The following is a 22,122-nucleotide window of genomic DNA, read 5'->3' as shown; positions in this document are numbered from 1 at the left end:
GCGGGCCGACAACAGCCAGCGTGGCAGACTGATGCCCGTCCACCACTAGCAATTCATGAAGGGGCCGCCGTGGAACTGCAGGACTACCTCCTGGTGCTGAAGAAGAACTGGGTGGTGCTGCTCGTCGCGACGCTCATTGGCGGAGCCCTCGGCTACACCTACTCGGCGCTGGCCACGCCAACGTACGCCGCTTCCGCGAAAGTCTTCGTCTCGACCTCGGGAGCTTCCTCCGCGGCCGAGCTCCAGCAGGGCAACACGTTCACTCAACAGCGCGTCAAGACCTACGCAGACCTCGTCAAGACCGCGGCGGTGTTGCAGCCGACCATCGACGCGCTCGGCATCGATACATCCGTGCAGCGGCTCCGCTCGAATGTGTCAGCGACAGCCCCGCTCAACACCACGGTCATCGACGTCTCCGTCACCAACACCGATCCGGTGTTCGCCGCGTCACTAGCGACCGCCACAGCGAATGAGCTCATCTCGGTGGTCGAGGACATCGAGACCACTGACGCTGCAGGTGGTTCGCCCGTGAGCCTCACTGTCGTGCAAGAGGCGGAGATTCCCTCATCGCCAGCGAGCCCCAACACGACGCTCAACGTCGCGCTGGGCCTGCTGCTTGGTGCCGCGCTCGGCCTCGCCATCGCGCTCTTGCGGCACGCGCTCGACACCCGGATCCGCAACGAGCGCGACCTCGAGCACGTGACCGAGCGCCCGGTCATCGGCGGCATCGTCTTCGATCCCAAGGCGAAAGAGCGGCCGCTCGTGCTGCACGCTGACCCACGTAGCCCCCGCGCCGAGTCGTTCCGCACGTTGCGCACCAACCTGCAGTTCCTCGACGCCGGCAAGCGCCACCGCAGCTTCGTGCTCACCAGCGCGCTACCGAGCGAGGGCAAGTCGACCACGGCGTCCAACCTCGCGATCGCGCTGGCCGACGCCGGCGCGCGCGTGCTGCTGGTGGGCGCTGACCTGCGCAAGCCCAAGATGGCGAACTACATGGGAGTTGAAGGCGGCGTTGGACTCACGGACGTCCTCGTCGGGCGAGCCGCCCTCGAGGACGCGACCCAGCGCTGGGGGCGCACCAGCCTGCACCTGCTGCCTGCCGGCACGATCCCGCCCAACCCTTCGGAGCTGTTGGGCTCTACTACGATGTCTGACCTGATCGAGGACCTCCAGCAACAGTACGACGTGGTCCTCTACGACGCGCCGCCGCTGCTACCCGTCACCGATGCTGCTGTGCTCGCGCGCCTGGTCGGTGGATCCATCCTCATCGTGTCTGCGGGACGCACCCGCCGCCAGCAAGTCGAGGCAGCGCTGGACTCGCTCGACAACGTTGGTGCGCCGCTGTCGGGCCTCGTGCTTACGATGCTTCCCGTCAAGGGACCTGACGCCTACGGCTACGGCCGCTACGGCTACGCCTACGCGGAGACGGCAAGCAAGAAGTAACGCGCTTGCGTCAGTATGCGCCGCGCCCGGCGAGCACCGCCCAGGCAGTACGTAGCACGATGACGAAGTCGCCAGCGAGGCTCCAGTTCTCCGTGTAGTACAGGTCCAGCCGGACGCTCTGCTCCCAGTCGAGATCGGACCGCCCACTCACCTGCCAGAGACCCGTGATGCCGGGCTTGACCAGCTGGCGACGGGCGACGCCGTCCTCCCAGCTCTCGACCTCGCTCGGCAGCGGTGGGCGCGGGCCCACGATGGCCATGTCGCCCTTGAAGACGTTGAGCAGCTGTGGCAACTCGTCAAGCGAGTAGCGACGCAAGAACTTGCCGACCTTCGTGACTCGAGGGTCGTCCCTCATCTTGAATAGGACATCGTTCCCCGCGTCCCGGTCGTCGTCGGCCTTGAGCGCTGCAAGGCGCGCCTCGGCGTCGACATACATCGAGCGGAACTTGTACATGGTGAAGAGCTGCTCGTTGCGTCCCACACGGACCTGCTTGAAGAGGACTGGACCTCTTGAGGTGAGCTTCACCGCGAGCGCGATGAGGCCCAGGGGGAGCGCGAGCAGGAGCAACAGGAAGAACGCCGTGATCTCGTCCGCGACGGCCTTCATCACGTACTTGCCGCCAGCGAAGCGGGGCGCGTCGACGTGGAGGAGCGGCATGCCTTCGACCGGGGTGATCTGCACACGAGGCCCGGCGATGTCCGCCATGGCCGGCGCCACGATGAGGCCCGTGCCCGTGCCTTCGAGCTCCCATCCCAGCTGGCGTGCCTCCTTGAGCGAGAGTTCGTCGGTGCCGGAGATGATGAGGTACTCCGCTCCAATGCGCGTGGCAATCTCCGCCGCGTCGTCGATGGTGCCGAGCACCGGAATGTCCGCGAGGTCCTCGTCGAGGACTCCCCAGGCGGTCGGAGGAAGGCACACACCCAGAATGTGAAGCCCGGCGCGGTCGTTCTTGCGGAGACGACGCATGAGCTGCTGACTCAGCTGCACCGGACCCACCACGATCACCTGTGCCCGAAGCTCTCCGCGGTCGCGCTGGGCGTGGATCCAGGTGCGCCAGGCGCCGCGGTACACAAGCAGCATCAGCGTGCCGACGGGGATGGCGAAGAGCAGGTAGCCGCGGCTTATCTGCCATTGCGTGAGGAAACCGACGATCGCGATGATCGCGAAGGTCCGCCACGACGCAGAAATGACCCGCTGGAACTCTTGAGGTCCGTGGCCGAGAATGCGCGCCTCGCGGGACTTGCTCCATCCGAGCTGCAGCACCCACAGCGCCACGATGCCTGCCGAGAGCCACCCGAAGTTGGGCGCTGCGGGGCCTGCCACAGGCGCGATGACGTCCCAGCCGAAGCGCACCGCGTGGGCGAGAACCATCACCAGCGCCAGGACGATGACGTCCGTCACGAAGAGCCGTGCGACGTACTTTCGCGCCCAACCCTTGCGGCCACCCATGCGCTGGATAGAGGCGTCCTGCGGAAACTGGATGTCCTGGGGGTCTCGCACGCCATCACTCTAGCGACGATGGCCGACGCTCCGGGAAAGCATCGACAGAAATGTGTCCACAATGCGAGATCGCGCATCAGAAATGGGAAGGAAAAGGACACGACCCACCTCACTCATCGAACGAAGATGGCTCCACCCGACAGCCATGACACTCCAGCGACCGCCAACGATGCGACAACTCCGACGGCGACGGTCTTCCACCCGCCCGCGACGTGACCGCGCGCGATGCGGAAGGGCTGCTCGATGTATCGCCACATCAGCCAGGCGAGCGGGACAGCGGCCGCTCCGATCAGAACGCGCCAGGGGCCCCACAGCGGCTCGCCGTTCGCGAGCTGGGGGATGACGACCATCGGCAGATGGATGAGATACAGCGAGTAGGAGATGGTGCCGAGCCACACCGCTGGCCTGAGCGATAGCAAACGCGTCCCGAGTCCACTCGGCGCAATCGCGCCGCCCATGATCACCAGCGCGGCACCACCGGCCGGCAACATCGCCGACCAGCCGGGGAACGGCAGCGCCCGGCACACGACATACCCCACAGCGACGAGTGCGAGGCCGAGGACTGCGAGTGATGCGTAGACCGGCGCACGCGACGGCGAACTTCGAGGTGCATCGGGCCCAGGCGCTCGAAGCTGCGCCACCGCCATCCATACAAGGCCGCCCAGTGCAAACTCCCACGCCCGCGTGTGCAGCAGGTAGTACGCGGCGATGGGGTCTCCGGGAGTCATCACCACCGAGGTGACGAACGAACCGACGAAGACGACGGCGATGCCAACGGTGAAGGCGAGCCGGCTTCGGCGGCCGAGGGCGAACGCCGCCACAAGGAGCAACGGCCACAGCAGGTAGAACTGCTCCTCGAGGCCCAGCGACCAGAAGTGGCCGAACGCTCGGCGTTCCGAGAAGATCCCGTTCCACCACTCCCATGTCCAGAACACGTTCGGCAGGTAGAGCGCCGACGCCGTGGCGTCCTGAGCGGTCGCCTGCGCCAGAGCTGGGGGAAGGAAGAGCGCTGCGGCGATGAGCGTGAGCAGGACCGTCAGCAGCGAAGCGGGAAGAAGGCGGCGGACTCGGCGTGCATAGAAGTCGCCGAAGTTGAACGTGCCGGCGGCGAGACGCTCGACGATGAAGCCAGTGATGAGGAAGCCCGAGATCACGAGGAAGACGTCGACGCCGACGAAGCCGCCCGCGCCGGTCGGGATGCCGAGGTGCTGGGCCATCACCAGGAGGACCGCGAGCGCGCGCAGACCTTGGATGTCGGGGCGGAAGGTCCGTGGGGGAACCGTTGTGCCGCTTGCGGAGGTTGCGGAGGCGGCCATGGGCGCGATGCTAGCGGGTGGCTAGTCGACGGTAATGGTGCCCTCGCCCTGGGCGTCGGGGTCGTAGTCAGGGTCATCTGGAGAGAGCCCCTCGGCCACCCAGGAGCACGACATCGGGCCCGCGTCCTCCGTCTCGCGCGCGCAGGCCACAGCGACCGTCGTGAACGCGGGGTTGAGGATGTTCGCCTCGTGGCCGGGCGACGCCATCCACATCTCGACGATGCGCTCGGGCGAGTCCTCCGCTCGCGAGAGGTTCTCGCCCGTGGTAGCGCCGTCGTTGCAGGTCGCCGCGAGGGGCTCGTGAGTGAGCTCGCCGGTCTCGTTGACCTTCTCGGACCGTTCCTGCGCGACCGGGAGGATGCACTCCGACCACTCGAGGGGCTCGAGCCCGGCTGAGACCCGCTCGGCATTGGCACCCTGGTGCAGCTGCTGTGCGTAGTCCTCAGGTGAAGGCAGGTCCACGGGCGCGTCCGCACTGCACGCGGACACCGCCGCGGCGACCACCGTCGCCGCGATGGCGGCGCGGAGGTAGCGAAGCCAGCCCGCGCATCGGCGCTGCGAGACCGGGCGACGCTCGCGGTGGTGAGGAGGCACGTGGTGAACGATACCTACTCGCGCACGTGCCAGTCCGGCAGCGAGTCGACCAGTCGCGCGGTCGAGGCGTAGGTGTCCACGAGGGCTGCGGGGGCGTCCTCGGCGCGGCTCGAGCGCTCGCGCTGCGGCGGGAGCTCGAGAGGGAAGCCGATGAACTCGCTCATCTCCTCGACGTAGTCCCACATCGCCTCGTAGCGAACGAACGCCACCGGCGTCGCGGGGCTGTCGAGCCAGCCCTGGAGGTGCTCCTCGATCCGGAGGGCGTCGTCCTCGATCAGGTCGTCCGGGGCGCAGTGCGGAACCCGCATGTGGTCGCAGTGGAGGTCGAACCAGTCCTGGCGCTTGTAGCCGCGCTTCATCACCGACAGCGTGGCCGCCACCGGCTCGCCGAAGACGTAGAACATCTTCGCGTCGCCCGGGAGGCGTTTGGCGGCGCGATCATGCGACTTGTAGGCGCGGCCGCGCTCCGTGCGCGTCTCGTCCAGGATCCACGCCTGGCCGCCGAGGCCGTGATCCTCGTGCTTGTCGCGGAACAGCGGTTTGAGCGCCGAGTCGCGCACCGCCTTGTACAGCACCGTCGAACCGGAACGGCCGAAGCTGTTCACGATGATCGGGATGTCGATCTGCGACTGCGTGCGGACCTTGAGCTTGCGCATGACGTCTTGGGGCATGGCGTCGGCACTCCTGGAATAGCTTGCCGTCCACCGTACCCGATGGGGTTTATGAGGGTTTGGGGCGTTATTGGGGCCCTGCTGAGTAGCGCCCCCCTCGGCTGGCTGGGGCGTGTGGTGGTGCGGGCGGCGTGGAAGCCAACCCGCGCATCGGCGCTGCTCGGTGTAGACCTACTCCGTGTAGCCCTGGAAGATGACCGAGCATGCCATGCCCGCGAGGTCTTCGCCCGGCTCGGCGACGCGGCCCGTGTCGTCGAACGCGACGCCCACGCAGCCGACGCCCGCCGTCGTGAAGAGCGGGTCCACGAGGTTGGGGTACTGGAGCTCGTCGGCGGCCCAGGTGTCGACCACCTCGGCGGCCGTCTGGTCCGAGCGTGACACGTTCTCGCCCGCGTAGTCGAAGTCGCCGCAGTCGGCGGGGAGGTCGTCGCGGGGGACGTCCTCGGCGCCGGGGAGCTGGGCTGCGCGGGTGCGGGCGTGGTCCTGGATGCAGGCGTCCTCTTCGAGGCGGACCTGGCCCTGCTCAAGGCGGAGGGCGTTGATCTGGTCGAGGAGCTCCTGCTCGAACTGCTCTGGCTCGGGGAGGTCCACTGGCTCGCGCATGCTGCAGCCTGCTGTTGCTGTCGCCGTGATCGCGGCGATTGCGAGGGCGGTGGCGGCGGCTCTGGCGGGGCTCGTCTTGGCGCGGGTCACCGGTTCAGGGTAGTTGGTGGTCGCTCTGTGCCGGTGCGGTGCTCGCCCGGTGCTAGCTCGCGCGCTGCTAGCTCGCGCGGCGGGCGAGGTAGGCGTCGATGTCCTCGTCGGGGACGATGTGGTTGTCGATGCCGTCCGCGTCGGGATCGGTGATGGTGGCGGGGTTCGTCGTCGCTGTGGTTGTCGCGGTGCTCGCGCAGGTGCCGGTGGTGTCGCAGTCGACGAGGCGCGCACGCGGGTTGAAGACATGGACTGACTGCTGTGCCGACGTCGTCGTCGCGGTGCCCGGGGCCGGCTGCCACGTGGCGCCGTCGTCCAGGCTGTAGTGGCCCTCCCAGGTGGTGGCGAGACCCAGCTGGACCCGATGCTCGGCGGGGTGGAAGGTGATGGTGACGAGCGCATCGGCGCTGCTGTCGTTGGTTGCGGTGCCCGCCGTGGACGCGTGGGTGACGCCGGTGCCGTCGGACGTGGTCCACGCGAACTCGACGGGCGTCGCGCGGAGGATGACGGGCGTGCCGAGGACCGATGTCTGCTGGTGCTGCGGCGAGGCGTCGAGAGCCGGCGTGATGCCGAGGCGGGCGATCGCCCAGCCGAGGTTCGGGGTGTAGCTGATGTCCGTGGCTTCGATGGGCATCTGGCGCCAGGCGGCGGCGATGGCTGCCGAGAGGTCCTGTGCGGGCGCGGCGCAGGTGTAGCCGGAGACCTGGGTCCAGGGGCCGTACTCGCCGTTCGCCTGGAGGCTCGAGCGCCAGAGGGGTGTCTGAGGGGTTTCGTTGTTGGGACAGAAGTCGGCGGGTGGGGCGAAGGCTTGTTCGCACGCGGGGATGTCGTCGGGCCAGACGCCTGCTGTGGGCGTCGTGCCGTCGGCCCAGACCTCCCACTCGAGGCAGGTCGGGTGGCGTTGGTAGCGGTGAGGGGCGGGGGTGGTGGAGGCGGTTGAGGTTTGGGTTGTTGCGGGACCGGGCCCCGAAGATCCTTGGTCCGTGTTCTCGGCCGCGAGCTCGACGTAGCCTGAATCGCCGACGTTGCCCGCTCGCGCGTCGACGTCGTCCCAAGGCGAGCCTGGTCCGGCAAGCGCGAGAGCGCCCGCGACTAGGAGAACCACTGCACTAGTCGGCATCGCGGTACTCAAACGCGACGTCAGCCATCGACCAGCGCTCGTCCTCGTACGAGAGAACGGCAACAAGGTTCCCAGACCGCTCTCCGTCCTCATCGACGACCTGACCCTCGGCGTCTAGGTAGTCGATCGCTGCCTCGGTGAATGGTGCCTCGACCTGCCAGAGTGGTTCCTCGCGGAGTCCACCTTGCGCACTCGCTGAGTCCAGTGCGATCCCTCCGCCAGTCGTCGTCAGGCCACGCTCTTGGGCCGTCGCAGCGTTCTCAAGCGCATTCGCGCAAAACACGCAGTCTGGGCCGCTCAACGCTGCGAATAGCTCCGGCTGAGCTGACTCTTGAAACAGTTCGGGAAACAACCCGACGAAGAACTCCGCAAACGCCACGGCCCCCGGGAAGCTCTCCACAAGCGCCTCGGGCGGCAGCGCCGCCAGCACCTCGTCCTCGGTCAGCGTGGTGGCCGTGGGGCTCGGCGTCGGCGTCGGCGAGGGGGTCTCCGTGGGCGACGGCGTGGGCGTCACCACGGGCGCCGGATCGCCCCCGCATCCGGCCAGCACCAGGCACGCTGCCACCGCCGCAGCACCCGCGCCCCACCCGCGTCGAGTCATGTCGCGACCATATCGGGCAAAGCGGAACCCCGGCTAGGCATCCCGGCAGAACTGTGGACGGCCGGCGGCCGGCCCTTCCACAGCGCCGATGCGCTCATCAGTCCCCAGCCCCGTGTCGGGTTTGGGTTGTCCACAGGTGGCTGCCAGGGACCTTGGAATGTCAGACCAGGCTGTTTGACTGGCCTCATGTCCACCACGACCACACCTGAGGCGTCCTTCACGGAGGTCCCTGCCGAGCTTGCCCAAGCGTTGGAGGCTGACCGGTGTGCCCGTGAGGCCGCTCGTGCTCTGATCTGTGCCTCGACGGTGCAAGACCTGTCTGAGGGTGCGTTGCTGGAGCTCCAGCATGCGACCGTGGCGGCACGTAAGGAGTGGGATCTGATGGTCGCGACCGCGGCCGCGGAGATCGGACGCCGTTCCGCACCAGAGTTCGGCCGCAAGGGCCTGGCACGGAGGAACGGACACACGACCCCGGAGAGGTTCATCGCCGGCATGACCGGCGGATCCCGCAAGGACGCCCACGACCTGATCTCCACGGGCAAGACGATGGGTCAGGCGGAGATCCACCACAAGAACACCCTCGAGGCTGAGCAGGCAGGCCTGCCGGTGCCCGAGCCTGAGACACCCGTCTATCCCGCCGTGGCGGCGGCCTTGGCTGCTGGTGAGTTGTCCGCCGGTGCGGCGGCGATGATCACCGACATGCTCGACTCCGTGTCGGCGGATGCTTCCGTGGAGCGGATCAGCAGGGCCGAGACGATGCTGGTGGACAAGGCGCGGGGCTTGTCGGTCAACCAACTCGCGCCCATCGTCAGGCGATTGCAGGACACGTTGCAGGCTTCGGCGGCTGAGGCACGGCAAGCCGATCTGCATGCCAAGCGGCATGTGATCCTGTCCGACCGCAAAGACGGAGCCCTCCAGATCACCGCACTCCTGGATCCCATCTCCGCCGCCCCCATCCGCGCAGCACTGGAAGGCGCCGTCAAGGACGCCTTCCGAGCCAAGCGAGACGCCGGACGCCTGAGCGACGACACCCGCTCACCTGGCCAGATCCGTGCCGACGCGCTCGTGGCGTTCTCCAACCACATGCTCGGCTGCAACAAGGCACCCCTGTCGCATGCGACCACCAGGATCACCATCCACGCCAACGCCACCGACCTCACTGCTGGGCTCGGCGTCGCTGAGGTCGACGGCGGTACCGCCATCCCCATCAGCCAACTGCGGCGTTTGGCGGTCGATGCGGAGATCCTGCCCATGATCATGGGCACCGACTCCCAGCCCCTCGACGTCGGCCGTGAGGAGCGGCTGTTCACCGCCGCACAGCGTGAAGCGCTCCTGGTGCGTGACGGAGGCTGCGCGATGTGCGGAGCACCCCCATCGCACTGTGAAGCCCACCACATCGACTGGTGGACCCACGGCGGCCCCACCGACCTCGCCAACGGCGTCCTGCTGTGCGTCGCCTGCCACCACACGATTCATCACGGCGGCTGGGACATCGACGCCACCGCAACGGACGTGTACTTCCGACCACCGGGCACCGTCGACCCCAACCGGCCCTGGAAACTCGGAGGCCGAGCAAGATTCGGACTCACCGAACACGAACGAACCCACCTCGCCGCAACCGAAACCCCACCCAACCACCCAAACGCGGGAAGCGGGAAAGAACTCGACACCGACCCCGCGGACACTGACAACCAGAGCCGAACACCCGACCCCGACACCCCTGGGACCAGTGCGCCCAACGCCAGCCCCGCACCCACCTCAGGAGACGAGGCGCTGCCCGAGCCCGGCTCGAACGGCAAGCCAGCACGCGCATCGGCCAACCGGGCCAACCAGCACCGCGCCCAGCCCCGCAAGCCACGCAAGGCCAGCAAGACCAACAAGTCCGGCGTGCCGGGGACGCCCGCGACTCGCGGCGCGAGCCCCAAACCCGACGCCACGCCGAGCTCAACCCCCGACTGGCTCAACCAGCCGCCACCCGACGGCCACTTCGTCCTCCTGTAGGGGCGATTCAGGGTGTGCCGAGAGACCAGCGCCGAGCGATCAGCCGTAGAACATCTGCGAGCAGACCCAGCCGCCGATGTCCTCGGCGGACTCGGCCTTCGAGGTCCGGTCCCCCACCGCGTGCGCGACGCAGCCGATCCCCAGCCTGTCGAAGTCCTCGTTGAGGATGTTCTCCTTGTGGCCCTTCGAGTCCATCCAGAGCTGGTGCAGATTCGACGCCGGAGCATCGCCGCGCACGAGGTTCTCCCCCACCAACTGCGCAGTGCAGTCGAAGGTCAGCTTCTGGTGCTTGAGCTCGTCGAGGCCGCGGGCGTGCGTGGCGCGCTTCTCAGCCTGATCGGCGGCGCAGTCGGCCCACTCGAGCTCGTCGGCATCGGCGTCGGCGCGAGCCTCGTTGGCGAGGTCGAAGAGCTGCTGGGCAAGCTGCTCGGCGCGCTTGGACAGCGAACCGTTCAGACCATTGACCTCGCCGACCGCTGCTCCCTCACCCGAGTCTGCGGCGTCGCCCTCACCGGCACTGTCGCCAGACTCGCCCTCGGATCCGTCGGTGTCGCTCGCCGCGCCACTGGACGCGGACTCCTCGTCGGCCTCGACGCTGATGCGCGACTCGTCGCTCCCAGCGTCCGAGGACTCAGGCTCGGCCGTGATCGACTGGCCGACCACCGGAAGCTCGCGCTCGGCCACAGAGACGGTGGTCGATGGCGTCGCGACGATCTCGACGCCGGCGCTCGCACACCCCGCCACCACGAGTCCGGCCGCGAGCACGCCGACGCCAAGCCGGGCGCGCAACGGTGCACGTCCCCGTTGTCCGCCGGGCAACCACATGCACTCCACTGTCGCATCGGCGGGCCGGATCTGCAGGGCGAGACGGGCCCGTCAGCAGCCGCTCAGGACTCCCGCCTTGACGAAACCCGCCGACTGATAGGCGTAGTGGTAGGCCCAATACCAGGGGTGAAGCGACTCGCCCGAGTCGACCATCGACAATTCCCCCACCTCGCAGCGCTCAATGATCATTCGTGCCCGCGACACGTGAGGGCGGATCGTGACGACAGCCGCCGACTCCCAGCCGTGCGCCGCCATCTCCCGCTCGAGCTCGCGCGCCTCGCCGCGAGTGGTGAACGGCTCGGGCTTGGCGCAGATGACCTCGGCGTCCGCAGTCGCGGGATCGTCCTGCCACGCTCCGTCGCACACGGCCGCGGCGGCCTCCCACCGCTCAGACTCGTCGGGGTCGAGGCTGATCATCACGGCGCCGGTGAGGCCGTCCTCGACGAACTCGCGCGCGACGTCGAGGCGCGCCTCGGTCGGCGGGCCGATCACGTAGACCACATCGGTGGACGAGGGCTCATCGAGGGCCGGAAGGACGTAGAGCGGGATGCCGGCGATCGCCACGACCGCCGCGAACGCGCCGGCGACGACGAAAGCGATCCGCACCGCGCGACGACGGGACGGTCGGCGGCGAGTCGCGCCGGACTCCACCGGAACGGGCTCCGCCGGAGCCGCGGATACGTGCGCCGGTGCTGGGGCCGGGGTCGCGGCCCGCGCTTGAACCTCGAGATCGGTCCCGCCGAGCCCATCCGGGGTCTCGCCCGCGACCGAGTCCCCGTCGAGCCCGGCCGGACGCCCCTCCCCCGCCGTCACGCCGCCGGAAGCCGGTCCGCGAGGAGCTGGGCAAGATGACGGCCCTGCACACCCGCGAGGTCGTCGGCCTGGGTGCGGCAGCTGACACCATCGGCGAGATACACGCTGCCCTCAGGAGCCGAGCGCAGCGCCGGCAGCAGCGAGCTCTCCGCCACCTGGACCGACACGTCATAGTGGCCCTTCTCGGTACCCCAGTTGCCCGCGAGCCCGCAGCACCCGGCCGTCTCGGTCACCGTCGCGCCGAGCGAGGCCAGCAGCTCTCGATCCGCGCCGAACCCGACCACCGAGTACTGGTGGCAGTGCGGCTGCACCACAGCGGTGACGTCGTCGAGGCGCGGCGCCTCCCAGTCCTCCGCAGGAGCAACCGGCGCGCGGCCCGTGAGCACCTCGGCCAACGTGAAGGTACCGCGAGCGACCGCGTGAGCACGCGGGTCGTCGGGCAGCAGCTCCGTCAGGTCGCTGCGCAGCGTCGCCGTGCACGACGGCTCGACGCCGATGATCGGCACTCCGTTGACCGCCCACGGCCCCAGGACCTGCAGCAGCTGCTCCATGCGGCGGCGCGCACCATCGAGCTGCCCCGTCGAGATCCACGTCACGCCGCAGCACGCCTGCGCGTCAGGAACGATCACCTCGAAGCCGGCCGCCTCGAGCACCGTGAGGATCGCGCCCGGGATCTCGGGGTCGAGCCCGTCGGTGAAGCTGTCCGCCCACAGCACCACGCGGGCAGGCCGCGTCCGCACGGCCGATGCGCAGGCGGGCTGAGCATCGCCGCTCGGCTCGACGTCGGCATCAGCGATCTGCCCGCCGGCGGGACCGGCGAGCTCGCCGTCAAGCGCGGGGTCGCCAACACCAGTGCCGCCCGGCGTCGCGCCCGCACCGCCCGAGGCGGGCCGGCGGGACGGACGTGCCGCCTCGTGCGACCCGGGTTCCAAGCCGAGCGTGGAGGCTCGGCGAGCGCGCGCATCGGCGCTCTTTCGGAAGGGCACCGCCGCGAACTCGGGAAGCCGGCGCCGCGTGTCCATCCCGGCCGCGCCCACCGCGAACCTCTGGATCCACGCCGGCCGCAGCACCGCATTGATCACCCGAGGCGCGACGCCCACCACCTTGAGCCACCTCGGCAGCCAGCCGATCGAATAGTGAGTGAGCGGCCTCACTTTGCCCTTGTAGGACTGGTGGAGCACCTCGGACTTGTACGCCGCCATGTCGATGCCGCTCGGGCAGTCCGAGCTGCAGGCCTTGCACGACAGGCACAGGTCGAGGCTCTCGCGCACCTCGGGCGCCGTGAGCCCGCCCACGAGCGTGCCGTTGATCGCGTCCTGCAGCACCCGCGCGCGGCCGCGCGTGACGTCCTTCTCGTCCTGGGTCGCCGTGTACGAGGGGCACATGAAGCCCGAGCCGGAGCCGATCGCATCGGCGCGGCACTTGCCCACGCCCGTGCAGCGGTGGACCGCCTCGGTGAGGTCGCCGTGGTCGTGCGCCCACGCGAACCCACCCGCCGAGCGGCCGATGCGCGGGGCGGCCGGGCGCCGCAAGTCAGCATCGAGCGGCGCCGGGTCGACGACGACCCCCGGGTTGAGCGCGCCCGCCGGGTCGAACAGCGCCTTCACCTGGCCGAACAGGTCGATCGCCTCGGGCGAGTACATGGCCTTGAGGAGCTCGCCGCGGGCGCGGCCGTCGCCGTGCTCGCCCGACAGCGATCCGCCGTGCGAGGCGACCAGGGCCGCGGCGTCCTCCATGAACGCGCGCAGCGGCCGGCCGGACGACGTCAGCGGGATGTCGAGCCGCACGTGGATGCAGCCGTCGCCGAAGTGGCCGAATGGCTGGCCCGTCACCCCGTGGCGCGCCATGAGCTCGTCGAAGTCGCGCAGGTACTGACCGAGCCGCTCCGGCGGCACCGCCGCGTCCTCCCAGCCGGGCCAGCACTCCTTGTTGTCGGCGCTGCGGCCGGCGAGCCCGGCGCCGTCGGCGCGGATCGCCCACAGACGCGCAGCCTCGCGCGGGTCGTCGAGCACGCTGACCCAGTCCGTACCCGCGTGCGCGCGCACGCGCGCGAGGATCTCCCGCGCCTCCTCCTCCGTGGAGGCCCCCACCTCGACGAACAGCCAGCCCGCGCCCGGGGGCAGGTCCGGGATCGCGCCATCACCCTTCGCGAGGCGGATGCGCTCCACGAGCCGGGCGTCGAGGCCCTCCACCGCGTGGGGGCCGTGCGCCATGATCGGCATGACCGCATCGGCGGCCGCCGGCATGTCCTCGTAGCCGAACGCCACCGTGATCCGGTGCGGCGCGATGGGCACCAGCCGCACCGTCGCCTCGAGCGTCGTCGCGAGCGTGCCCTCCGTGCCGACGAGGAAGCGCGCGAGGTCGGCGCCGTTCTCCGGCAGCAGGTGCTCCATCGAGTAGCCGCTCACCTGGCGGTCGAACCGGCCGAACTCCGTGCGGACCAGAGCGAGGTTGGCCCGGACGAGGTCGGCAAGCCCGGCGACCGCATCGGCGGTCTTGGGCCCGGCGGTGAGGCGCCGTCCGTCGCCGGTGACGACGTCGAGCTCGAGCGTGTTCTGCGCCGTCTTGCCGTGCGCGACCGCGTGGGGTCCGCACGCGTTGTTGCCGATCATGCCACCGAGCGTCGCCCGGTTGGTGGTCGACGGGTCCGGGCCGAAGCGCAGCCCGTGCGGCGCCGCGACCTTCTGCAGCTCCGACAGCACGACGCCCGGCTGGACGCGCGCGGTGCCGGCCTCGGCGTCCACGGCGAGGATGCGGTTCATGTGGCGCGAGGTGTCGATGACGACGCCAGGGCCGATCGAGTTGCCCGCGACCGAGGTGCCGCCGCCGCGCATCGTCACCGCGGCGCCAGCAGTGCGCGCCGCGTCGAGGACTGCCTGAAGGTCGTCGGCGTCCCGGGGGAACACCACGACCGCCGGCGGGACGCGGTAGTTCGACGCATCGGTCGAGTACTCGGCGCGGCGTCGCGTACTCGCGTCGACCTCGCCGTCGACCGCGTCGCGCAGGACCGCCGTGAGATCGGAGGTCTCGGGCGCGGTCGTGGTCACGTGCGTCATTGTTCCACGCACGCGCGCGAGGGCCGCGCGCCCGTCGGGCTCGACTGGCTCTGCGGGCTCGGCTCACGCGGCGGGGCCGGCGAGCCGATGCACGCGGTGGCCGATCGCCGCGTCCAGCCTCTCCCTGGCGCGCCTCTCGGCCAGCAGCGGCAGGAAGCTGTCCACCTTGGCGGGCCCGGCGACCTCTGCGTAGCTGTCGGCGAGCGCCTGCTCGATGGCGTCGTGCTCGACCTCGGCGCCGTAGTCGTGGGCGAGCTCGCCCAGCGCGGTGTCGAGCCCGTAGGTCTGGTCGGTTCCGAGGTCGGGAAAGCGGTCGGAGATGATCGTCATGGCACTGCCCGTTCGTTGGGGGCCGCGCGCAGGGTGGCGAGCGGCGAGCCGATGCGGGTGCTGGGTCTCGCTGGCGGCGAGCCCTGCGGAGTGCCGGGGCCAGGAGTGTCGTCTCGACCGGTCCGGTCCGGCGTGCGGAGTGGCGATGATCGTGAGGCTCCCGCTGCGGGCGCCGTGGGGAGCCGCCGTCGAGCACCGATGGCCGGCATCGCCGAGCCCGACCACGTCACGAGCGTACGACGCGGGGCGCAAGGTTGCCAGAGGGTGACGAACGAGCGGACGGGACACCCGCATCGGCGCGGCGAGGGCCCCGTGTTGCGCGCAGGTGACGTCCGCACGGCAAGTCGGTGACCGGATGCCCCTCCGCCCCGACCGGGCAGGGCGGGCGGCGTGACCCAGCCCGCGCATCGTCCCTCCGTCCGACACGCCCGGCGCGCACGATTGCCGCGCCGCGCCGGAGTGACGTGGCTAACATCGCTCACATTCGGTACCACTTCTGAGAGAGATCCCCGAAATCTGCCGATAACAGTGTGAGTTCTGTCACACGACTAGCCCCCCGTCACATGCGTCACTCCTGTCACACGCTCGCGTTGACACTGTGAGAAATCTCACTAGCGTGGCGAGAAGAGGGGGCGCTGAGGGGATCACGAAGTTCGTGGCCTGCCCCCCGCTGGGGAGGAAGTCATGAAGCTGGGGACAAAGTTCCTGGCGACCGCATGCGCAACGACGCTCGCGTTCGCCGGATGGGCCGTACCTGCGGCCTACGGAACAGAGCAGGATCCCGTCGAACCGGTCGAGCAGACGCAGCAGTCTGAGGAGCTCGAGAAGCAGTCGGCACCGGAGTCGACGGAGGAGTCGACCGAGTCGACTGAGGAGAAGCCCACGGAGAAGCCTGCTGAGAAGAAGCAGGAGGAGCCCGCCCCGTCGGCCGCCACGCAGTCGACGCAGAGCCAGCTCCCGTCGGGCGCCAAGAAGTGCGACTACCTGATCAACGGCAACTGGACGCTCAAGGACGACATCGACTCCGAGTCGCCCGTCCCGTACACCGCGCCGAGCGGCAAGCTCGTCGACAAGTACTGCGTGAAGGCCGGCTCGGAGAACCAGCCCGGCGGCGGCGCGTTCATCATCGACGTCGACCCGAACGCCAAGAACGTCACCATCAAGCACCCGTACAAGAACAGCGTGTCCCACTTCGCCGTGCTGCTGGTCGACAAGCCGAACGACGACCGGAAGCTCCCCTACTGCGTCTGGGACGCGGAGGACGACAAGGCGAAGATCGTCTGGGAGAAGTCCGGCTGGGAGCCGCGCAATGGCTCCACGATCTGGGCGCAGTCCGACGACAAGGACGACTGCAAGCCCGACAAGGTCGACAAGTGCGTCGCGAAGGACGGCAAGTACGAGATCAAGGCGTTCTACGACGACGGCGACTTCGGCTGGTGGGGCAAGAAGATCGTCAACGACGACAAGTGCTTCAAGGAGTACCTGACCTACGTCTGCTGGCAGGTCGTCGAGGACAAGGAGGTCCCGGCGAGCTACTTCGCGGACCCTGTCGTCTTCCCGTCCACCACGGTCAAGACCGGCGTGCGCTCCATGCCGTCCTTCCCGCAGGCATTCGTCTACCAGGGCAAGAGCTGGGAGGAGGTGCTCTCCTACTGCAAGAACCGTGAGGTCGACGTCTGCGAGGGCATCGACCAGTACCAGATCGACGAGTACAAGATCGAGAACAAGGACGACCTGCAGGAGCTCAAGGACGCCATCGAGAACGACCTGCACGGGGGCTCGAAGCACCTGCCGAACCACGACGGCAACATCTACAACAACCGTCACACGTTCGTGCAGAACACCGGCGAGACCTGTGACCCGCCCGTCGAGTACTGCGTCTGGAAGAACGGCGACTGGAAGCTCAAGGAGTTCCCCGCCGGCACCCAGGTGGGCCAGGGACGCTACCTGCCGCTGAACGACGACGGCGACTGCTGGGAGTACACCCGCGGCGAGGTCGAGATCTGCAAGGCCAAGGGCTACTCCTACGAGCTCAAGACGGCCGAGTGGAAGGCGACCCGCAACGTCGCGCAGCCCGAGTGGTCGCTCGTCGACCGCCACACCTCCGACTACTTCGACGACGAGGACAACGTGTTCCCGGCCGTCCAGGTGGGCGACAACGTCCTGATCGCCGCGCAGGGTGACCAGGAGCTGCTGGCCTCCGACTGCGTCAAGGTCAAGGTCTGCGTCGACGGAGACAAGGGCTGGACCATGAAGTGGGTGCCCGCCTCGCTCTCCGGCACCGAGGGGTACTACGCCCCGCTCGACAACGGCGACTGCTGGGAGAAGGCGGACGGCAAGGTGAAGGTCTGCCACGCCAAGCGCTACGGCTACGAGTACGAGTCGGCGTGGTGGAAGGCGATCCGCACCGCGGATGACCCGACCTGGCGCATCTGGGAGCGCTACACCTCCGAGCACTTCGGCCACGACGGCGACGTGTTCCCGGCGGTCTCCCACGACGGCACCGAGCTCATCGCCGCGCAGGGCAACCCCGCGCTGCTCGACTCCAAGTGCGTGACCACCAAGGTCTGCGTCATGGACGAGGGCGGCTGGGACCTGGTCCGCGTCCCCGCGACCGAGGCCGGCAACGAGGGCTACTACCCGCCGCTGAACAAGGACGGCGACTGCGAGCTCTCCAAGAAGGGCCACACCGAGGTCTGCCACGCCGACGGCGAGGGCGGCTGGGAGTACGTGCCCTACGCCTGGTGGAAGGCCGTGAAGTCGGCCGACAACCCGGAGTGGACGCTCGACTGGGCCAGCAGCCACTTCTCCCACGAGGACGACGTCTTCAACGGGGTGAAGGTCTACGGCACCACGCTCATCGAGGGCCAGAACCTCGAGGACTACGGCTGGCTGCTCCTCAAGCGGGACTGCGTCCCGCTCGTGGACGGCGGGTTCGTGCCTGACTCGTTCGGCGGCATCTGCGAGGCCCCCAACGGCGGGTTCAGCTACAACGTGACCGTGGGCACGCTCGACGGGCCGGTGCGGTTCGTCCTGCGCAAGGGTGAGGACGTCGTCGAGACGTACGGCCCCTTCGCTCCCGAGGACAACCCGACCTTCGGGCACGATGACCTCGAGCCGGGCACGTACACGCTGACCGCCGAGACGGGCTTCCCGTTCGCGCGCTCCTTCGGGACCTCCCGCGGGTTCCAGCAGGAGGTGGACCTGAGCCACTTCACGTACGAGTTCACGATCGACAACCCGAGCGACTGCGCCGACATCGACGAGTCGAGCATCACCGCGCAGTGCGTCGAGGGCGTTCCGGTCGTGACGTGGGACGTGGACCTCAACGACCCGTTCAGCGAGCTGACCGGTGAGGCCGCGCCGACGGAGGTGACCATCACCTTCTCGAAGGAGGGCTTCGAGCCCTGGACCACCACGATCCCGATCGACGCCGCCGACTACCCGCTGTGGACCGGCACGTTCGACTGGCCCGGGTACACCGAGGACCCCGAGGGCAACTCGCTGACCTGGCCCGGCTGGGACTTCGTGGACGGCTTCCTGCAGGACGTCGGCGATGACAACTACGGGTGGACCCGCTCCGGCGCGACCGTGACGGTGCAGCTCAACCCCGAGGTCATCATCGAGGGCGTCGTGTACCCGACGGCCTCGGGCGACTGCGGTCCCGCCGAGCCGACCATCGACGGCACGATCCTCACGCCCGAGTGCTCGGCCGACGCGCCCTGGATCAACTACCAGGTGCTCATCAACGACCCGCACCAGCGCGTGAACCCCGCCATCACCACGGCGACGATCACGTTCCTCAACCCGGACGGCGAGAACCACGTGATGGTGGTGCCGCTGTCCAAGGAGTGGGTGCTGTGGCCCGGTGCCTCGGTGGCGCCGGCCCCTGGGCTGACGGCCGCTGACATCGATCCCGAGGACCCGACCACGTTCGTCGCGACGGACTGGCCTGGTTGGTTCGTGAACTCCGCCGGGGAGTGGGAGGAGTACACGGACGAGCAGGACAACTTCAAGTGGACCCGCAACGGCGTCGACGTGATGATCGAGGTCAACCCCTCGACCACGGTGACGGTGCAGTACCCGCCGCCCACGGACGCCTGCGTCGCCGGTCCTGACGACGAGGAAGAGGAGATCGAGGACAACGTCCTCGGGGCTCCGCCGCTCGAGCCTGCGGCACCGGTCAGGGGGGTTGTGACCTACGCAGGCTGACCTAGGGGGAAACGAAGACGCCCGTCCCGCATCGCGCGGGACGGGCGTCTCGCTGTCTGGGGGCCTCCGCAGCGCCCATGCGCTCACCGGGTTCCGCTGCGACGCTCAGTCACCAACGGGCGACGCGCGACTCGAGAAAGCGACGCTCACGCACCACCTGGGCGCTTGGGAAGAGAAGGGGTGGGCGACGAGGCGGGTGGCGGCGCCGCGGCCGGGCAGGTGACGGAGCCACGCCAGCGGCGGCTGGCTCTCCCACGCGGAGGGCCGTCAGGCCTCGACGTCGCCCTCGGAGATGTACACCGGCGTGCCGAGCGGGATGCCCACCTCGGTCACCAGCTCGGTGATGACGTCGTTCGGAAGCCGGATGCAGCCGCTCGACGCCAGGGTGCCGATCGAGTCGGGCTCGTTGGTGCCGTGGATGCCGATCACCGCGTCGCCCCCGTTGAACGAGTCGAGCACCGGCGAGTAGCCGCTCAGGCCGTAGGCATACGGGCCGTAGACGCCGCCCGCATCCGGCGGCTGCAGCAGCTCGCGGATGTAGTAGACGCCGCCGGGGGTCGGCCGGTCCGAGCGGCCGACGCCGATCGCGGACTCGAGGACCGCCTCGTCGCCCTCGTAGACGGTGAGCTGGAACTCGTCGAGCTCGATCTCGACGCGCATCTCGGTGCTGCCGAGCGTCACGTCCTCGGCCCGCACCCAGCCGGTCGAGCCATTCGGCCGCACCGGGAGGTGCACGTTGACCCACTCGCCGCTGTCGTCCTCCTCCTCGACGAGGAAGGTCAGCGGGGTCTGGTCGGGCACGGTGAGCACATCGGCCGCCGCGACGGTCTGCGTCACCGCACCGTCAGGAGCGTCGAACACCTCGACGCTCGACTCGACGGCCGTCGCGACCACGGAGGTGGTCGGACGCTCCACGCCGGGCGCGGCCTCGGGGCTCGGCGAACCCGAAGCGTCCGGCGCGCTCACCTCCGGAACGGGCAGGCCGCTGGCCACCACCTCGCCCTCGTCGGGGTCCTCGTCGCCCGAGCAGCCCGCAAGGATCAGTGCCGCTGCCGCCACGATCGCGACGGTGCCGCGCAGCTGTGCTGACACGCGCATCGGCCCTCCCCTCAGTGTCTATCGAGTCTAGCCCGGCGCCACCCCGCGCACCTACCGCTCCTGACCTCGGAGCACCGCCCGTACCTGCGGCTCGACCATGCGCGCGCCCGCGCGCCCGCGTGCGCGGCCAGTCCTACGATGAGCACAGGACGAGGGGAGCCATGGAGAACACCAAGCACGAGACGACGCTGCTGACGCGGTGGTCGAACGGGATCCGCGCCATCTCGAACCCCGCGTCGCTCAAGGGTCTGTTCGCCATCATCGGCGGCGCGCTCGTGCTCCTCCTCCCGGACCTCACGGAGTTCCTGCTCCAGCTGCTGATCTTCATCGGCCTGGTGCTGACCGCCGTGCTCGAGGTCATCTACGCCGTCACGGGCCGCAAGCGCATCGGTCCCGCGCGGCGCTCGCGCTTCTGGGCCTTCATCCGCGGCCTGTCGGCGCTGCTGTTCGCCGTGGTCATCGCGGCGCTCACCCTGCAGGTCGACGACGGCGCCGCGATCGGCGTGACCCTCGTCATCATCGTCTCGGGGCTCTACCTCACGGTGCGCGGAGCCATCGTCACCATCGCCGCCCTGGTGCGGCGTCAGCAGGAGCACCGCTGGATCCGCGTCACGGCCGGCGTCATCGCGATGGCGCTCGGCGTGCTCGCCTTCAGCTCGCCCGACTCGGTGTCCACCACGGTGATCGCGAGCGTCGCGACCGTCGCGATCGTGCTCGGCCTCGTGCTGGTCACGTGGGGCATGCGCCGCGCGGAGGGATCGGTGAGCCGCCTCGAGCCCGCGACGGCCACGGTGCTCGAGGTCCTGTGGGACTGGATTCGCAGCTCGGACATCGGCGACCGGCGGCGCGAGGACCTCGCCGAGACGCTCTATCACGAGCCTCCCGACCGTCTCGCGAAGCGCTCGGCCTGGTGGGTGATGCTCGGCCTCTCCGTCGCGATCGCCACCTACGCCGTGCTGGCGGACTCGACCGCGGTGGTGATCGGCGCGATGCTCGTCGCCCCGCTGATGGTGCCGATCCTCGGACTTGCCGGTGCGATCGTCAACGGCTGGACGCGCAGGGCCGTGGAGTCCTCGCTGCTCGTGGCCTTCGGCACGGGCGTCGCGATCCTGCTCGCGCTCGCGCTGTCGCAGTGGGCGCCCACCGCGGTCCAGCTCGACGTCAACAGCCAGGTGACGTCGCGCGTGACGCCAACGCTCCTCGACATGCTCATCGCCATCGCGGCCGGCGCCGCGGGCGCGTTCGCCACGATCGACAAGCGCGTCTCGAGCTCGATCGCGGGCGTCGCGATCGCCGTCGCGCTCGTCCCGCCGCTCGCGGTCGTGGGCATCACGCTCGGTGCCGGCCGGGGGGACGATGCGGCCGGCGCCTTCCTGCTCTTCCTCACCAACTTCGTGTCGATCGTCCTCAGCGCCGCCGTGGTCTTCGTGCTCGGCGGCTTCGCCAAGCAGAGCGTGCTGAGGTCCAACACCACCGGCATCCTCACCACCGTCGTGCCCTTCGTCGCCGTCGCGATGGTGATCCTCGTGCCGCTGATGTTCAACTCCGACGGCATCGTCAACACCGCGCAGCGGGAGACGGAGGCCGAGGACATCGTCGAGGAGTGGCTGGGCGACGACTCGGAGATCGCCGTCCAAGGCATCGACGTCGACGGACGCGAGGTGACCGTCGACCTCATCGGCGTGGGCCCGCTGCCCGACACCGACGAGCTGCACACCATGCTCAACCAGAGCGCAGTGCTCCCCCTGGGCCTGACCGTGCGGTTCACCCCCATCGAAGTGACCCACTTCCCGGCCGCCGCGATCCCGGTGCCCTAGGCTCGGACCCCACCGCCGAACCCGGCCCGCT

General features: G+C 69.3%; 16 protein-coding genes. 4 read left to right on the top strand and 12 right to left on the bottom strand.

The genetic code is table 11. The features are described from left to right. The first annotated feature begins 69 nt into the window (after positions 1-69). Complete coding sequence (locus B7K25_RS05980) at positions 70-1,443, top strand: polysaccharide biosynthesis tyrosine autokinase (protein ID WP_084104796.1); 1,374 nt, start codon at positions 70-72, stop codon at positions 1,441-1,443. A gap of 10 nt (positions 1,444-1,453) precedes the next feature. On the opposite strand, the gene B7K25_RS05975 is transcribed toward B7K25_RS05980, so the two are convergent. From B7K25_RS05975 to B7K25_RS05950, 7 genes are all read right to left on the bottom strand, one after another. Beyond that, on the bottom strand, positions 1,454-2,944 hold the full coding sequence (locus B7K25_RS05975) for a sugar transferase (RefSeq protein WP_144018871.1): 1,491 nt from the start codon (positions 2,942-2,944) through the stop codon (positions 1,454-1,456). Positions 2,945-3,057: 113 nt separating this feature from the next. Beyond that, positions 3,058-4,260: an acyltransferase gene (locus tag B7K25_RS05970; RefSeq protein WP_084104794.1), complete on the bottom strand. Its 1,203-nt coding sequence runs from the start codon at positions 4,258-4,260 to the stop codon at positions 3,058-3,060. A gap of 21 nt (positions 4,261-4,281) precedes the next feature. Beyond that, the gene (locus B7K25_RS13730; protein ID WP_159450136.1) at positions 4,282-4,854 is read right to left on the bottom strand and encodes a CAP domain-containing protein; all 573 of its coding nucleotides are present in this window, start codon (positions 4,852-4,854) and stop codon (positions 4,282-4,284) included. Positions 4,855-4,868: 14 nt separating this feature from the next. Continuing rightward, a complete protein-coding gene (locus B7K25_RS13725; RefSeq protein WP_159450135.1) occupies positions 4,869-5,525 on the bottom strand; it encodes a hypothetical protein in 657 nt (218 codons plus the stop codon). Positions 5,526-5,696: 171 nt separating this feature from the next. Continuing rightward, entirely contained in the window at positions 5,697-6,128 is a 432-nt protein-coding gene (locus tag B7K25_RS13720; protein WP_159450134.1) for a CAP domain-containing protein, read from the bottom strand. A gap of 157 nt (positions 6,129-6,285) precedes the next feature. Continuing rightward, positions 6,286-6,852 (bottom strand): hypothetical protein, encoded by a 567-nt coding sequence (locus B7K25_RS13715; RefSeq protein ID WP_084104791.1) that lies wholly within the window; start codon positions 6,850-6,852, stop codon positions 6,286-6,288. Positions 6,853-7,327: 475 nt separating this feature from the next. Continuing rightward, a complete protein-coding gene (locus B7K25_RS05950) occupies positions 7,328-7,855 on the bottom strand; it encodes a DUF6318 family protein (RefSeq protein WP_084104790.1) in 528 nt (175 codons plus the stop codon). 270 nt (positions 7,856-8,125) lie between these two features. Between B7K25_RS05950 and B7K25_RS05945 the strand changes: the two genes are divergently transcribed. Further along, complete coding sequence (locus B7K25_RS05945; RefSeq protein ID WP_084104789.1) at positions 8,126-9,940, top strand: HNH endonuclease signature motif containing protein; 1,815 nt, start codon at positions 8,126-8,128, stop codon at positions 9,938-9,940. Between the two features lie 39 nt (positions 9,941-9,979). Here B7K25_RS05945 and B7K25_RS05940 read toward each other — a convergent pair whose 3' ends face one another. From B7K25_RS05940 to B7K25_RS05925, 4 genes are all read right to left on the bottom strand, one after another. After that, positions 9,980-10,729 carry a CAP domain-containing protein gene (locus B7K25_RS05940; RefSeq protein WP_159450133.1) on the bottom strand — a complete coding sequence of 250 codons (750 nt, stop codon included), beginning with the start codon at positions 10,727-10,729 and terminating at the stop codon, positions 9,980-9,982. A gap of 87 nt (positions 10,730-10,816) precedes the next feature. Continuing rightward, positions 10,817-11,371 carry an ElyC/SanA/YdcF family protein gene (locus B7K25_RS05935; RefSeq protein WP_084104787.1) on the bottom strand — a complete coding sequence of 185 codons (555 nt, stop codon included), beginning with the start codon at positions 11,369-11,371 and terminating at the stop codon, positions 10,817-10,819. Positions 11,372-11,574: 203 nt separating this feature from the next. Continuing rightward, positions 11,575-14,634 carry an FAD-binding and (Fe-S)-binding domain-containing protein gene (locus B7K25_RS05930; protein WP_084104786.1) on the bottom strand — a complete coding sequence of 1,020 codons (3,060 nt, stop codon included), beginning with the start codon at positions 14,632-14,634 and terminating at the stop codon, positions 11,575-11,577. Between the two features lie 63 nt (positions 14,635-14,697). Next, entirely contained in the window at positions 14,698-14,964 is a 267-nt protein-coding gene (locus tag B7K25_RS05925) for a three-helix bundle dimerization domain-containing protein (protein WP_084104785.1), read from the bottom strand. Between the two features lie 684 nt (positions 14,965-15,648). Here B7K25_RS05925 and B7K25_RS05920 point away from each other — a divergent pair. Further along, positions 15,649-19,176 (top strand): hypothetical protein, encoded by a 3,528-nt coding sequence (locus B7K25_RS05920; protein ID WP_084104784.1) that lies wholly within the window; start codon positions 15,649-15,651, stop codon positions 19,174-19,176. Between the two features lie 267 nt (positions 19,177-19,443). Here the strand turns inward: B7K25_RS05920 and B7K25_RS05915 are convergent, their stop codons facing one another. Further along, complete coding sequence (locus B7K25_RS05915) at positions 19,444-20,274, bottom strand: L,D-transpeptidase (RefSeq protein WP_084104783.1); 831 nt, start codon at positions 20,272-20,274, stop codon at positions 19,444-19,446. 161 nt (positions 20,275-20,435) lie between these two features. Here B7K25_RS05915 and B7K25_RS05910 point away from each other — a divergent pair, with 161 nt between their 5' ends. Continuing rightward, positions 20,436-22,091: a DUF389 domain-containing protein gene (locus tag B7K25_RS05910; RefSeq protein ID WP_084104782.1), complete on the top strand. Its 1,656-nt coding sequence runs from the start codon at positions 20,436-20,438 to the stop codon at positions 22,089-22,091. The last annotated feature ends 31 nt before the right edge of the window (positions 22,092-22,122 follow it).

Source organism: Demequina sp. NBRC 110056, assembly GCF_002090155.1.
GTDB lineage: Bacteria > Actinomycetota > Actinomycetes > Actinomycetales > Demequinaceae > Demequina.
Note: the sequence above shows the minus strand (reverse complement) of the source record. Positions and strands in the feature narration are given on the sequence as shown.